Origin of the sequence: Sutcliffiella rhizosphaerae (genome assembly GCF_917563925.1) — a bacterium.
Classification (GTDB): Bacteria; Bacillota; Bacilli; order Bacillales; family Bacillaceae_I; genus Sutcliffiella_A; species Sutcliffiella_A rhizosphaerae.
On sequence record NZ_CAKJTJ010000009.1, the window covers coordinates 41,203 to 53,434 of the forward strand.

A 12,232-nucleotide genomic window follows, 5' to 3' on the forward strand; every position below is an offset into this window, starting at 1 on the left:
AGAAGTAGATGAGTTTCACTTTAGGAGATGCTTTGTTTCAATTGTTCAGTATTGGATTAGTTGTACTAATAATAGTTTTGATTATGTCATTTTTTCGTTCTAACAAGAAAAGAAAAAACCAACTTGATAGAATGAAGCAGAAAATTAACGAAATAGACGCACAAATTAAAAAAGGAAACTATGAAGGTCCCAATATTTAAGTCGTTTTTCTAATTACCAACAAATTATAAGTAACCAGTGTTTTCACGAATGCTAATTTACCATAATATCCTAAAACATTAAGTTAGAGTGAATACCCTTCACTATCCTTAGAAATAGTAATAACATCATAAAATTTACAAACCGCCATTTCACTACCTTGAAATGGCGGTTTGTTATTATGCAGTCCATAATTGGTTTCTTGCTGACTATTTGCAAAGTTCTATGATAAATATAGTTACTACAAAATCATAATGGTTTTAATTCTAGTAATTTTTAAGTAATAAAATTTCTTGACTAGACACCAAATAGTGTCATATAATTAAGACACCGATAAGTGTCGCTTTTTAAATAGCTGAGAGGAGAGGGTTATGAATACTATCAACCAAGAGCGTGATGTATATATTGCCATTGCAGATCCAACTCGCCGTAAGCTAATTCGGCTGTTGGCAGAATCAGATGAGGTACCACTTTATGAACTGACTCCTCATTTTGAAATGGGACGTACTGCAGTTTCGAAGCATTTAGCTATTCTTAAAGCTGCTGATTTAGTAACGAACCGAAAAATAGGAAGGGAAACAAGGTATAAGCTTAATCCTGCCCCCTTACAAGAAGTAAAAGATTGGTTGGCATATTATGAACAATTTTGGAATGAACGAGCAGCACTACTAAAAAATTTATTGGAGGAATAAAAGATGGCAAATTTATCACTAGATTTTGAGTTCAAAAGTTCTGTAAATAAGGTGTGGAATGCATTAACCCATTCGGAAACCCTTGCACTTTGGGTGATGGAGAATAATTTCAAACCTATCGTAGGATATAAGTGTCAGTTTCAAAATAGGGAGATTGGTTTAGTGGTGAAAAGTGAAGTATTAGTCGTAGACGAGCCTAATACATTATCATACACCTGGATTGGTGGTCCGATAGACACTATTGTTACATGGACGTTAAAGCAAGAAGGGGATATTACACATCTACACTTAGATCATACAGGCTTTGAAGCGGAAAACCAGGCGTTCCATGGTGCAAAATACGGCTGGGCTAATATGGTAGATACGTTAACAAATATGTTAGAGCAAGAGTAAATAATAAAGGAGATTGGCAAATGGGATTTTTTAATGACATATTTTCTATTTTTAAAAAGAGTGAGTTGGAATTACTTGAAAGCTATAAAGAATCAGCTGATGTTTATACCTTTTCATTCAAAAAAGATAAAGATTTAACATGGAACGCTGGACAGCACGGCTTGTTCACCATTACTCATAAAAAGATAAAGGACTCTATTCGACCATTCAGTGTAGCTTCTTCTTCTAATGAAGATGTTATAAAAATCACGACAAGGATTGGAGAAAATCCAAGTGAATTTAAAAAGGCTTTACTTGAATTAAAAAGTGGAATGAAGGTTAGCATGAGTGGTCCTGTAGGCTCCTTTTATCTAAAAGACAACAGCCCTACACTATTGATTGCTGGTGGCATTGGCATTACACCATTTAGAGCAATGGTAAAGCAGCTGGAGACAGAAGGTAACGGAAAGAACAATAAAATAACACTATTATATTTGGATAGTAAGAAATCATTTGCATTTAAGGAAGAACTGGATCAAATTGCAAAGAACACATCTATAGATATTTCATACCTTGAATCCAGAGATGAGTTATATAAAAGCATAGAAAACTTCATTTCCACTCACAAAAACAACGGGAAATATTATATTGCAGGCTCAAAATCAATGGTAGATTCCATTTCAGGACATTTAACCAATAACCATATTTCTAAAAAGAATATTAAAAAGCACAATTTTAGAGGTATTTAACTCTAAACGGTTAAACTATGATGAGTCACGTAAAATATCTTTTACGAGACTCTTTTTTTATCTAAATTCTCAAGTAGTGCTGCTAAATTATCTCTGTCTTGATTTATCCACTCTATCGTTGCTTTTATGTTATTTTTCCTTATTATTCTCTCTATCCAATAGACGTAAATTCCTAATTTATAATATAGCCTTACACAAAGCTGACTATAATAGAAGTCATGCCAATTAAGGTGAATATTCGAAGTAGTATTCCATGCATGTAAATAAGACTTTAATGCTATTTGAATATGCACTGAATGGTGAGGAATCGATTGATATTTCTCTCCAAGATGCTCAACTAAAGAAGTCATTGTCCCAATTTTACAGGATTCAAAATCAATAAACGTTATTTCGTCTTCATTCATGAAAATATTAAGAAGTGAAATATCTCCTGGATCTAACGTTAGAGGTGTACTTTCCATCACTTTAATAATATCTTCAATCCTGCTGAGGCAATCTTTTAACAGAGCTAGTGACTGACCAATCATCTCTTCAAGCACATGTGTATAACTTTCAAGTAAATCTTGCAGTTCCTCAAAGTTTGTATAGTGTTGTGGAGGCTTTTCCGTTATACGTCTGTTCCAGTTGGCAGCCCACTTTCCAAGTCCTGAAAAAACCTTTTCAACATGAGAGGAATTTTGAAAATCTGGATGAATCCCATCTAACCATTCCAATGCCAAAAAATAACTATTATCCCAATATCGACTTGTTAAAAGCCGCGGAACATAAAGTGTCTCAGGACTACTGAAATACGTTTCATATATTTCTATTTCTTTTCGTATAGCGATATCCTGTCCATATTTAATAAATACATCACCATGTTTTGTTGTTATCTTTTCAATGATTCTCTCCTGTTTCGTATCATCTATTATTTCTCGATTGATAATTCTACTTTTCAAAAAAGATTCTAATGTTTTATCATTTAAGTGTTTCACATTCTTATTCCTTCCAAAGTTTCTTAACTTCTACTAACTGCTGGACATTGAATTGCATGCGATAAATATCTGGTTTGGTGGTTTGTAGTAGAAAATCCAAACTATAATCAGGACTATAAAACCCCATCATTAAGGTCATAATGGCTCCATGTGTCCCTACTACTACTCTGCGTCCTTTATAGACATTCAAAATCTCCTGCAAAACTTTTACTGCCCTCTTCTGACAATCTGTATTAGATTCAGCTCCTGATAAAGAAAAATATGGATCTTCAAACGACTTTTTTAATAAAGGTAGTAACTCCTTATCTGACATTCTATTATTCTCACCAGTAAACATTCTTTCTTTGAGGTTATCTATCACTATTACTTCTTGACCAATCTGCTTTGCGATAGGTTGTACGGAAAGGATTGAGCGTTTGTAGGGACTGGAAAGCACCACGTCAATTTCTTCATTTCGTAACAATTCACCAATTAATAGAGCATCTTCATATCCTTTTGCCGTCAATCCTCTTGTTCTTTCGTCTCCTTCCTTTGGAGATTCACCGTGTCTTACCATATAAATATAAGTATCCATCGTAACATTTCCTCTACTTTAATTTGATTAGTAAATAAGGTAATACATGCCGACAAATAAAAGAATAATGATCACTCCTCTAGATAAGGAACCTAAAATATTGAAAAAAGCTTCTCCTTTTTCACTTTTCTTCCCCCTGTTCTTCCGGCAATTAAAAATAATAGATGATAGCTGCTAATCCAAAACAAATTAATCCCAATAATCCCGAATACATCCCAACTTTTGTCCTGAAGTCTTTATGCACAGTTGTTTCTGAATTAACATTTGCTCTATGCTGTTGTCCACTCGTCCAAACACCAAAAAATATTCCTGATATGACAATGAACATTCCCCCGATTATTAATACGATATTCAACATATGGATTCCCCCTTCATATTTATATACATTAGAAAGGAATCATAGGTTTCACTATTTTTTTATAATGAAAGCTTTTCTAAAAAAGCTACAAGCTACAAACTTCAACAAAAAAACTTTTTTAAAATTCTACTTAAAGAACTTTAATAAGTTTAATTTGTTTTATGATGAATAGATGAACGTTGACGGTTTCTAGTTCAGTAGTTTTCGATATAGTTCCTCTATATCCTTTATATCTAGAGTTTTAGGATTATTATTCAAAAGTCTTGTCACCTTAGAGGCTGCAAGAGCAAGTTCCTCAATATCAGTCTCTTTTACACCGAAAGCTTTTAAATCCTGAGGAATAGCTAATTCCTGTGTCCAACTCTCCATTTGTTCAATGAGTAATTCTACTGCTTTGTCTGCTGAGATTGTATCGTCTTTAATTAATCCAATTTCTTTCGCGATAATTGCCATTCTATCTTGTATTTTGTCAAGATTATATCGAGTTACGTGAGGAAGCAACATCGAATTCGCTTCACCATGCGGAATGTGAAATTTACCACCTAATGGATACGCTAGTGCATGAACAGCTGCTGTACCTGAAGCAGTTAGCGCCATTCCTCCATCAGTAGAACCAAGGAGCATTTTATGACGTGCATGAACATTTGTACCTTCATGATATGCTTCTAGAATACTTTGAGATAATAACTTCATAGATTCTAGTGCAAACATATCGCAAATTGGATTTGCTTTATTAGATATGAAAGATTCAAAAGAATGAGTGAAAGCATCCATTCCCGTTGCACCAATAATTGCTGGTGGCAATTTCAACGTTAATAGTGAATCTAATATAACTAGATTGGCAGTAAATAACGACTAACAATTCCTTCCTTTAACTCTTCATCTGGAAGAGTCACGTTGGCATTAGGTGTTACCTCCGAGCCTGTACCAGATGTTGTTGGAATTAACATAGTTGGGATTCCAGGGTACTCGATTTTATCTGTTCCTACCATACTTCTTAACGACTGATTATTGGTACTCATTACTGATAGAAGCTTGGTGGAATCAAGCACACTTCCTCCACCTAGGCCACTGAGAAGTCATATTTCTTATTAGACGTTTTACTAAAAATTTTTTCTATATGGCCAATCGTTGGCTCTGGTTGTATTTCAGCAATAATGTCATAGGATATCCCAGCTGCTGTAACTGCTGTGTTATGCTGTCATTAAATGAATTTTTTTTAAGAAGGGAGTGGAGACTAAAAGCGCATTTGTCACCTCACCAAACATGGATAAATATTGATGGAGCTCTTTTAAATACGGTATACTTTACATAAAATCATAAAATGTATTTTTTAGCTAGTTTATTATATTTGACAGCATTGAATGCAGAAAAGGATGGTGATTTTTTGAGAAGATCAATATGTTTGTTTTTAGTCATTTTATTGTTAACAGCATGCACAAATAGTTACAGCTTCTCAGGTCAAAGCGATAATTGGAAAATGGAGTACCAGGTAACAACCCCAGGTAATGGCGTAGAAAGTAAAATTTCCATTCTTTATACAGGTTCCGATGAACATCCCGAACATATCTATTACTCCATTGAAGGTATGAATTCTAAACGAGAAGGCGATGCTACTTATCCAGAAAAAGGAATAGAATGGACCTCAATGGAATGCTATGATTGCATGCCTATTCCTAAAGATGGAGAAATAGAGGTCACGATAGAATGGGATGGAAAGAAGGAAGTATTAATGTTAACTAGCCAAGATGACTAAATAGGCAGTTCTATGAAGAATATAGTAGATCATTTACGATTTCCGTCAATCTATGCCTGATCACTAACTGTACCTTTCTCACTTCTTCATCTAAGTGGCTTAGATCTTCATCCTGCACTCCCCATGGCAATTTTGTTTCTTTTTCTAATTGAAGCACTTCTGCCTTCAACCATGGTTGTGACATGAGATAAACTTTACGACATGCTTCTTGGTTTTGGAATTCTTCAGGCACTCTGAAATTTAAGTCATTCAACCATTTTTGGAATTCCCATTCACCATTTTCTTGTATTCTCTTTTTAAACATTACTAATAGTAGCTCTATTAGGTTGGGATCAAATTTTTCTTCTTGCATTTTTTGGTGTAAGTTTGCTAGAGTAAGTCTTTTTATTCTGTTTTTGTTGAAATTTAATATGTTTTTAAACATTTATCTCTACCTCAATTTGAATTAATTTTTATACAAGTAATGAAGAATGGATGGGAAACGTTCTCTCCAAGCTTTTTCATTATGAACAGCATCCTCAACTAATTCAAAGCGATATTCGATATTCTTTTTCTTTATTATTTTTTCAAAGGATACATTAGAATGAATATACTCATCCGGTCCGAAGGTTGCAGTTTCTTCTCTAGTGCCTACATCAAAGTAGAACCTATCTATTGCTGATAAGTCACTTCTCTCTGCAAACTTCTCAATATCGTTTTGACTGAACCAATAAGCATTGGAAAGCGCAGCTACTTTTTTAAATATGTGAGGATACTTACACATAGCATAGGTAGATATTAATCCCCCCGCAGAGCTTCCTGCCATAGCAGTATCATCTTGGATGGTTCTATATTTACTATCTATAAAAGGTTTTAATTCTTTTACGATAAAATCAATATAAAGCTTTCCCTCTCCACCAAGGTCTATTGATGTATCCATAGATAAACCTTTATTAACGTGTTTATCACTGATCCACGGTCCATATTCGTCATTTCGTTTTGTACCCACTGTATTGCAATCAATACCTACTACTATAAGTTTTAATTCACTTTCTTTTAAACATTGTTCTATTCCCCAACTTGCTCCGAAAAAGGCATCTTCGTCTCGAAATAGATTTTGTGCATCATGCATATATAAAATGGGATAATTTTTTGTAGATTGTTCATAACCTTTAGGTAGTAATACTTTTACCATTCTCTCTCTGTTTAGCTCTGTTAGATTCACTAAATGTGTTTCAATCATATCTAATGATCCCCTCCTACTCTAAATATTACTTCAAATGAATTCCTTCAACCATTTATCATCCATCGGGCCGTTTACAACATGATAAATTCGATAGGATGCAACAATCTCACTATCAAATGTAAATGGGATAAATTCTCCCCCCTTATATTCAAAGGAGAAATCGCTTGGATTGTGTGAGACCCATCCTCTTTCTTTACTTGCCTTTACTTTATAATGATTAAAATACTCTTTTAGTTTGTTCATTGTTGCCTTATCTTCTATTGTGTATGTAACAGTTTCGGATTGTGTATTGGTGGTATCATGATAGTGAATTTTCTCCACGTTCCGAAAATCTAACACATCACTTAAATTTTGTTCGCGATACTGATGAAAGTTGATAGCTATACTTATTATGATGATTGCAATAAAGGAGATGCATAAGGAGAAGAATATACGTTTTATACTAGACCTACTCAAAAAGAATCCCCCAGTTTGTATACTTACTCATTCGTTGCCTTATTATTTTTCTTTAATGTTGTGTTGATATTGTTTAAGCTTATTAGAATGAATCCTAGCATAGTAAAGGTGACAATTTCCCCAGTAAAAAAAGCCAAAACACCTAAAATAATAAAATAAAATCCATACCACCAGTTATTCATATCATATCCCCCTATTTCTTGTTAAGAATATACTTATATATAAAATTATTCATAAAAAGTAGCTTTTTCATATCTTACAATGTTAACATCACTACTTTGCAATCTATTTAAATGGTGGGATGAATAGTCAAACAACCATAAAAAATTTAAGACTGCTTTCTAATCTCCATTAATACTAATAGATACATAACTAGTCTGAGAAATTACATCCATTTCTTTTCCTTCCTTTTCGTAAACCGTTAAGCTTCCCATCTGTTCTTTTATATTCCAACCCACAGTTTGATAATAGCAAGGTATCTTAGTGGCAAGCCATTTTCCTCTGATGCAGGTTTCCAATCATATTCTTCAAAATTGACCTTTTTATTTGTCAGTTCTGCGCTTTTAGGAATTGGAAACCCCTCAAATGATTGGGATTCCTCGAATGAGAAATACACAAATAAACAAATGGTCATCATTAGCATTATCCCAATACCACCGATTCTTTTCATATCAATATTTTCAGCTCCATTCTACCTATACGTTTAAATTATTCTACTTTTATTGACTTTTTACCTTTTTTACCATTTGACTATATTCTTCATTTTATCTTTAAATTTTCTGACAAAGAGCATACAATAAAGTTAATTCATAAAAAGGAGGCTATTTTCATGAGAAAAATTGCAGGATTAAACGTACACACATTTAGAGGTGGAGTACTACTATAATCGTTTTTACCTGCCTCTAAATGTGATTAATTAAATCACATTTTAAAGGGGTACTTTATGAATTTTCCAATTAAAAAATTTCTTTCTTATTATAAGCCGTATTACAGAATGTTCTTTTTCATTTTGTCATGCGCATTGGTTTCTTCCTTGCTAACACTTGTTTTTCCATTGCTTGTCCGCTATGTGACGAGCGATGTTTTGGAAGGGGACCTCTCAGTAGCTCTTCATACAAGCTTATGGGTTGGTGTGTGGATGATACTACTTATGCTCTTTCAAAATATCACAAACTTTTTTGTTGATTATAAAGGACATGAATTAGGTGCAAGAATGGAAAGCGACATGCGCAGTGAGCTATTTTCCCACTTGCAAAAACTCTCTTTTAGCTTTTATGACAGACAAAAAACGGGACAATTGATGACACGGGTGACGAATGATTTGTTAATGGTGTCAGAGCTATATCATCATGGACCAGAAGATTATGTAAAATATTTTATTCGTTTTTTTGGAGCGTTTATTATTCTTTTGTTTATTAACGTTCCGCTGACACTTGCAGTATTTTGCTTTTTCCCGATACTCGGTTTCTTTTCTTTATTTTTCAATAAGAAACTGAACCAAGCTCTTTTACAAAACAAAGAGCGCATCGCCGACATTAATGCCCAAGTAGAAGATGCTTTATCAGGCATTCGTGTTGTTCAATCATTTTCCAATGAAGCAATTGAAATGGAGAAGTTTAATAGAGAGAATATGCGGTTTTTGGAAAGCCGAAAACGGACATATCTAGCAGAGTCGTATTTCTTTAATGGAATTGGAGCCTTTACACAGCTAATTACGATTACGATCGTCATTTTCGGCACGATTCAAATTGTGAATATTTCTATGGATTTACCAGATTTAATTACCTTTTTACTTTACAGCACCTTCATGATTGAGCCGATACAACGGCTTACTCATATGAGTTTACAATTTCAAGAAGGAGTTACCGGTTTTCAACGTTTCATAGAAATAATGAAGCAGAAGCCAGCCATTCAGAATGATGTAAATGCGAAGAAGCTTTCCAATCTAACAGGTCAGATTAGGTTTAAAGAGGTATCATTTTGTTATAGCACCTCAGCAAATCCGGTGTTTGAGCATTTAACCTTAGACATTCGTCCAGGCGAGTATGTGGCAATTGTTGGCCCCTCTGGAGCTGGGAAAACTACGTTATGCTCCCTCATCCCACGTTTTTACGACGTTAATGAAGGCGGCATCTATTTAGATAATGAAAATGTAAAAAATTTAGACCTTACCTTCTTACGAAACAGTATCGGTGTCGTCCAACAGGATATTTATCTGTTTTCCGGAACCATTATGGAAAACATTCGATATGGACTTCCACATGCAACAAATCAGGAAGTGATAGAAGCTGCTAAAAGAGCAAATGCTCACGATTTTATTATGGAATTACCTAATGGATACGATTCAGAAATTGGTCAGCGTGGAGTTCGCCTATCTGGAGGACAAAAGCAGCGCCTTAGTATAGCGCGAGTTTTCCTAAAGAATCCTCCTATTCTCATTTTTGATGAAGCGACAAGTTCATTAGATAACGAGAGCGAGAGTATTGTGAAAGATTCTCTTGAGCTTTTATCAAAAGGACGAACAACAATTGTCATTGCTCATCGCCTATCGACCATAAAAAATGCAGAAAGAATTTTGGTTCTCCAAGACAGGGGGATCATAGAGCAAGGAACACATGAAACCTTGCTTAAACGGGAAGGACCATATTCTAGATTATATGCTAGGCAGCTGGACTATCAGCTATAAGATTTTCAAACAATTAATAGAGCTCTCCTGCTATGATGCAGGAGAGCCCTTATTTTACTGCTGAAATTAATAAAAACATCGGTCTTCTTCGTTCATCTTTCATTTCAGGAATGTTATTTAATATTTCTTCAGACGGCACTGGCTCTTTCACTACTTTTATTCGAAAGCCTGTCTGAATTAAATTGTTCATATAGGTGGAAAGTGTGCGGTGGTATTTAATGACGTTAGCTGTTAGAAACGATGTGTTTCTGACACCTTCTTCTTGATAAGCGTCAACCGCCCAATGCATGCGATTACCATGCTCATCATAATACCAATCCTGCTTTTCACGAGAGGTGAAAATAGGATGCTCCACAGAAAAAACAAAGAATCCTCCTTTTTTTAGGCAATTATAAACTTTCTCACAAACAGCTTTAAAAGATTCAAGATAGTGAAAAGCAAGAGAGCTGAAAACCAGATCAAATTGATTCTTCTCAAAGCTAATATCCTCTATCGGCATGTTCTGATACGTGATGTTTGAATGGGAATTTATCTCCCTAGCTTTTGTTAGCATTTTTTCTGATATATCTACTCCAATAACAGAACTAGCCTGTTGGTCTATCATGTATTTACAATGCCAACCATAGCCACACCCTAAATCAAGGACATGCTTATTTTCAATGGAAGGAATCATTTCTTTCAGTGCATGCCACTCACCCGCACCCTCTAGACCTTTTATAGAACGGGACATTTGTTGATATTGTTTAAAAAAATGTTGATTATCGTATTTGTTTTGTTTCATGTCATGTCTCACCAAGATCCTTTATTAGTTACTTGTTCTGTTAAAGAACAATGTTGATATATGATTACTTTCCATAAGCTTTCTGTAATAACTAAGAACGTATTTTCATAACTCTTCAGGAGTTTACAAGTGTGAGCAAAGCCTTTAGCAGTTTATTAAAGTCTAACGGCAAATTACTGCATACAAAAAAGAATAAGTCTATCAATCTGGATTTAGAACATGTTTTTATTAACGCTGGTATTGGAGCAATGTGGCTTCTAATACTTTGAAACTATTATTAATATGAAACCGTACAATAATTATATATAGAAGGAGGTTATAATATGTTTGAATACAAATTCGTTAAAATAGAGTTTAAAAAATTATCTGGTAAGCCTAAGGAAGACTATCGAGAAGTAATTAAAAGTCACGCAGAGGAAGGATGGCGTTTTGTTCAAGTGTTCTCTCCTGACTTTGCCACTTCAGGTGTAGCAGTAGGTACATATTACGAACTAATCTTTGAAAAACCTTTGCAACAGCAGACTGACAGTAACACTTTTAACAATTAAATAACAGAACTTTAGTGAAGAATTAAAGGAAACTCAAAAGATTATCGGGGGTTTCCTTTAATTTTTAACAGAGGCTAATTATTAATTTCCAAGTCATCTAAATACCAGTTTACATAAGTAGACTCTCTGCAGATTTTTGCTTCCACATTTACGGCTTTAATAAATTCCTCTAAACTCTCCCCTTTATACATAAGAATTGTTTCAAAGGAGTCGAATTCCACCATGAATGCAAAATCGTTATTTTCGTCTGAAACTAATAATTCTTTATGTGCTAACCCCTGAAAGGAAACCGGGTCAATAGTTTTAATTTCATGCTTCCCTCTCTTTTCCAAGATAGGGTCATGGTAGTATAAGTGTGTCGCTCCTCTAGAACCTAACAATCCCAATAATTTATCTGAAAGAAAAAGGGATGTATAATCTTCAACAGGAAGAAAAATATCAGTTTGAACTACTGATATTAACCTTTCACATAAATCCTCTCTTGCATAATCTCTGTTTAATGCTCCAATATATGTCCTCAAAGCCATTGCCATTTCTGCCAGGCTTGCTAATCCACTTGCTTCTCTCATTGATTCCCAACTTACAGGCTTTCCTAAACGAAGTAATTCTTCATCATTTGGATAATGCCATTCATTTGTATCCTTTTTTTGCTGCTCTCCCAGCCATCCGGCATTTTTTCAAAAGGGTTCAGTATAAAGGCAGCAGATTTAAAACCATCTGGTAGCTGCTTCAATAAAGGTGACTTGTCATTAAAGAAAGGATAGTTTACCACTGCATTTCATCTCCACTCCATAAAAAAATTATTACGGTTGGTACACTCTCGATGTACAGTAAGGTAATTCATGTTGAATACAAAATGATAC

Annotated in this window: 18 protein-coding genes and 1 pseudogene; 7 read left to right on the plus strand and 12 right to left on the minus strand. The window is 34.4% G+C overall.

Annotated features, from left to right (window positions below):
- Positions 1-8 precede the first annotated feature (8 nt).
- From LRP81_RS10290 to LRP81_RS10305, 4 genes are all read left to right on the plus strand, one after another.
- Positions 9-200 (plus strand): DUF4083 domain-containing protein, encoded by a 192-nt coding sequence (locus tag LRP81_RS10290; protein WP_230501189.1) that lies wholly within the window; start codon positions 9-11, stop codon positions 198-200.
- Positions 201-569: 369 nt separating this feature from the next.
- Positions 570-890: an ArsR/SmtB family transcription factor gene (locus tag LRP81_RS10295; protein WP_230501190.1), complete on the plus strand. Its 321-nt coding sequence runs from the start codon at positions 570-572 to the stop codon at positions 888-890.
- A 3-nt stretch (positions 891-893) separates the two neighbouring features.
- Positions 894-1,283 (plus strand): SRPBCC family protein, encoded by a 390-nt coding sequence (locus LRP81_RS10300; RefSeq protein ID WP_230501191.1) that lies wholly within the window; start codon positions 894-896, stop codon positions 1,281-1,283.
- Positions 1,284-1,303: 20 nt separating this feature from the next.
- Positions 1,304-2,011: an FAD-dependent oxidoreductase gene (locus LRP81_RS10305; RefSeq protein WP_230501192.1), complete on the plus strand. Its 708-nt coding sequence runs from the start codon at positions 1,304-1,306 to the stop codon at positions 2,009-2,011.
- A gap of 41 nt (positions 2,012-2,052) precedes the next feature.
- Here LRP81_RS10305 and LRP81_RS10310 read toward each other — a convergent pair whose 3' ends face one another.
- The 5 genes from LRP81_RS10310 to LRP81_RS23575 form a co-directional block, all read right to left on the minus strand.
- Positions 2,053-2,985 (minus strand): hypothetical protein, encoded by a 933-nt coding sequence (locus tag LRP81_RS10310; protein WP_230501193.1) that lies wholly within the window; start codon positions 2,983-2,985, stop codon positions 2,053-2,055.
- Between the two features lie 4 nt (positions 2,986-2,989).
- On the minus strand, positions 2,990-3,559 hold the full coding sequence (locus LRP81_RS10315) for a histidine phosphatase family protein (RefSeq protein WP_230501194.1): 570 nt from the start codon (positions 3,557-3,559) through the stop codon (positions 2,990-2,992).
- 151 nt (positions 3,560-3,710) lie between these two features.
- The gene (locus tag LRP81_RS10320; protein WP_230501195.1) at positions 3,711-3,917 is read right to left on the minus strand and encodes a DUF5316 family protein; all 207 of its coding nucleotides are present in this window, start codon (positions 3,915-3,917) and stop codon (positions 3,711-3,713) included.
- A 189-nt stretch (positions 3,918-4,106) separates the two neighbouring features.
- Positions 4,107-4,727: an iron-containing alcohol dehydrogenase gene (locus LRP81_RS10325; RefSeq protein ID WP_230501196.1), complete on the minus strand. Its 621-nt coding sequence runs from the start codon at positions 4,725-4,727 to the stop codon at positions 4,107-4,109.
- A gap of 23 nt (positions 4,728-4,750) precedes the next feature.
- Positions 4,751-4,939, minus strand: a complete 189-nt coding sequence (locus LRP81_RS23575; RefSeq protein ID WP_230501197.1) for an iron-containing alcohol dehydrogenase — start codon at positions 4,937-4,939, stop codon at positions 4,751-4,753.
- Between the two features lie 365 nt (positions 4,940-5,304).
- Between LRP81_RS23575 and LRP81_RS10335 the strand changes: the two genes are divergently transcribed.
- Positions 5,305-5,673, plus strand: coding sequence for a hypothetical protein (locus LRP81_RS10335; protein ID WP_230501198.1), 369 nt, complete (start codon positions 5,305-5,307; stop codon positions 5,671-5,673).
- A gap of 10 nt (positions 5,674-5,683) precedes the next feature.
- On the opposite strand, the gene LRP81_RS10340 is transcribed toward LRP81_RS10335, so the two are convergent.
- The 5 genes from LRP81_RS10340 to LRP81_RS10360 form a co-directional block, all read right to left on the minus strand.
- Positions 5,684-6,025 (minus strand): hypothetical protein, encoded by a 342-nt coding sequence (locus tag LRP81_RS10340; protein ID WP_230501199.1) that lies wholly within the window; start codon positions 6,023-6,025, stop codon positions 5,684-5,686.
- A 93-nt stretch (positions 6,026-6,118) separates the two neighbouring features.
- Complete coding sequence (locus LRP81_RS10345; protein WP_230501200.1) at positions 6,119-6,895, minus strand: alpha/beta hydrolase; 777 nt, start codon at positions 6,893-6,895, stop codon at positions 6,119-6,121.
- Between the two features lie 33 nt (positions 6,896-6,928).
- A complete protein-coding gene (locus LRP81_RS10350; RefSeq protein ID WP_230501201.1) occupies positions 6,929-7,354 on the minus strand; it encodes an LAGLIDADG family homing endonuclease in 426 nt (141 codons plus the stop codon).
- A gap of 23 nt (positions 7,355-7,377) precedes the next feature.
- The gene (locus tag LRP81_RS10355; protein ID WP_230501202.1) at positions 7,378-7,536 is read right to left on the minus strand and encodes a hypothetical protein; all 159 of its coding nucleotides are present in this window, start codon (positions 7,534-7,536) and stop codon (positions 7,378-7,380) included.
- Positions 7,537-7,796: 260 nt separating this feature from the next.
- A complete protein-coding gene (locus LRP81_RS10360; RefSeq protein WP_230501203.1) occupies positions 7,797-8,024 on the minus strand; it encodes a hypothetical protein in 228 nt (75 codons plus the stop codon).
- Positions 8,025-8,297: 273 nt separating this feature from the next.
- Here LRP81_RS10360 and LRP81_RS10365 point away from each other — a divergent pair, with 273 nt between their 5' ends.
- The gene (locus tag LRP81_RS10365; RefSeq protein ID WP_230501204.1) at positions 8,298-10,040 is read left to right on the plus strand and encodes an ABC transporter ATP-binding protein; all 1,743 of its coding nucleotides are present in this window, start codon (positions 8,298-8,300) and stop codon (positions 10,038-10,040) included.
- Positions 10,041-10,089: 49 nt separating this feature from the next.
- Here the strand turns inward: LRP81_RS10365 and LRP81_RS10370 are convergent, their stop codons facing one another.
- Entirely contained in the window at positions 10,090-10,821 is a 732-nt protein-coding gene (locus LRP81_RS10370; RefSeq protein ID WP_230501205.1) for a class I SAM-dependent methyltransferase, read from the minus strand.
- Positions 10,822-11,144: 323 nt separating this feature from the next.
- Between LRP81_RS10370 and LRP81_RS10375 the strand changes: the two genes are divergently transcribed.
- Positions 11,145-11,369, plus strand: coding sequence for a DUF4177 domain-containing protein (locus LRP81_RS10375; RefSeq protein WP_230501206.1), 225 nt, complete (start codon positions 11,145-11,147; stop codon positions 11,367-11,369).
- A gap of 74 nt (positions 11,370-11,443) precedes the next feature.
- Here LRP81_RS10375 and LRP81_RS10380 read toward each other — a convergent pair.
- Positions 11,444-12,141 (minus strand): annotated as a pseudogene (locus tag LRP81_RS10380) (DUF2711 family protein).
- Positions 12,142-12,232: the final 91 nt, after the last annotated feature.

What these genes read in the sequence shown, in the direction of transcription:
- LRP81_RS10290 (WP_230501189.1), top strand. Translation starts at nt 9, where the DNA reads ATGAGTTTCACTTTAGGAGATGCTTTGTTTCAATTGTTCAGTATTGGA.
- LRP81_RS10295 (WP_230501190.1), top strand. Translation starts at nt 570, where the DNA reads ATGAATACTATCAACCAAGAGCGTGATGTATATATTGCCATTGCAGAT.
- LRP81_RS10300 (WP_230501191.1), top strand. Translation starts at nt 894, where the DNA reads ATGGCAAATTTATCACTAGATTTTGAGTTCAAAAGTTCTGTAAATAAG.
- LRP81_RS10305 (WP_230501192.1), top strand. Translation starts at nt 1,304, where the DNA reads ATGGGATTTTTTAATGACATATTTTCTATTTTTAAAAAGAGTGAGTTG.
- LRP81_RS10315 (WP_230501194.1), bottom strand. Translation starts at nt 3,559, where the DNA reads ATGGATACTTATATTTATATGGTAAGACACGGTGAATCTCCAAAGGAA.
- LRP81_RS10320 (WP_230501195.1), bottom strand. Translation starts at nt 3,917, where the DNA reads ATGTTGAATATCGTATTAATAATCGGGGGAATGTTCATTGTCATATCA.
- LRP81_RS23575 (WP_230501197.1), bottom strand. Translation starts at nt 4,939, where the DNA reads ATGAGTACCAATAATCAGTCGTTAAGAAGTATGGTAGGAACAGATAAA.
- LRP81_RS10340 (WP_230501199.1), bottom strand. Translation starts at nt 6,025, where the DNA reads ATGCAAGAAGAAAAATTTGATCCCAACCTAATAGAGCTACTATTAGTA.
- LRP81_RS10345 (WP_230501200.1), bottom strand. Translation starts at nt 6,895, where the DNA reads ATGATTGAAACACATTTAGTGAATCTAACAGAGCTAAACAGAGAGAGA.
- LRP81_RS10355 (WP_230501202.1), bottom strand. Translation starts at nt 7,536, where the DNA reads ATGAATAACTGGTGGTATGGATTTTATTTTATTATTTTAGGTGTTTTG.
- LRP81_RS10360 (WP_230501203.1), bottom strand. Translation starts at nt 8,024, where the DNA reads ATGAAAAGAATCGGTGGTATTGGGATAATGCTAATGATGACCATTTGT.
- LRP81_RS10365 (WP_230501204.1), top strand. Translation starts at nt 8,298, where the DNA reads ATGAATTTTCCAATTAAAAAATTTCTTTCTTATTATAAGCCGTATTAC.
- LRP81_RS10370 (WP_230501205.1), bottom strand. Translation starts at nt 10,821, where the DNA reads ATGAAACAAAACAAATACGATAATCAACATTTTTTTAAACAATATCAA.
- LRP81_RS10375 (WP_230501206.1), top strand. Translation starts at nt 11,145, where the DNA reads ATGTTTGAATACAAATTCGTTAAAATAGAGTTTAAAAAATTATCTGGT.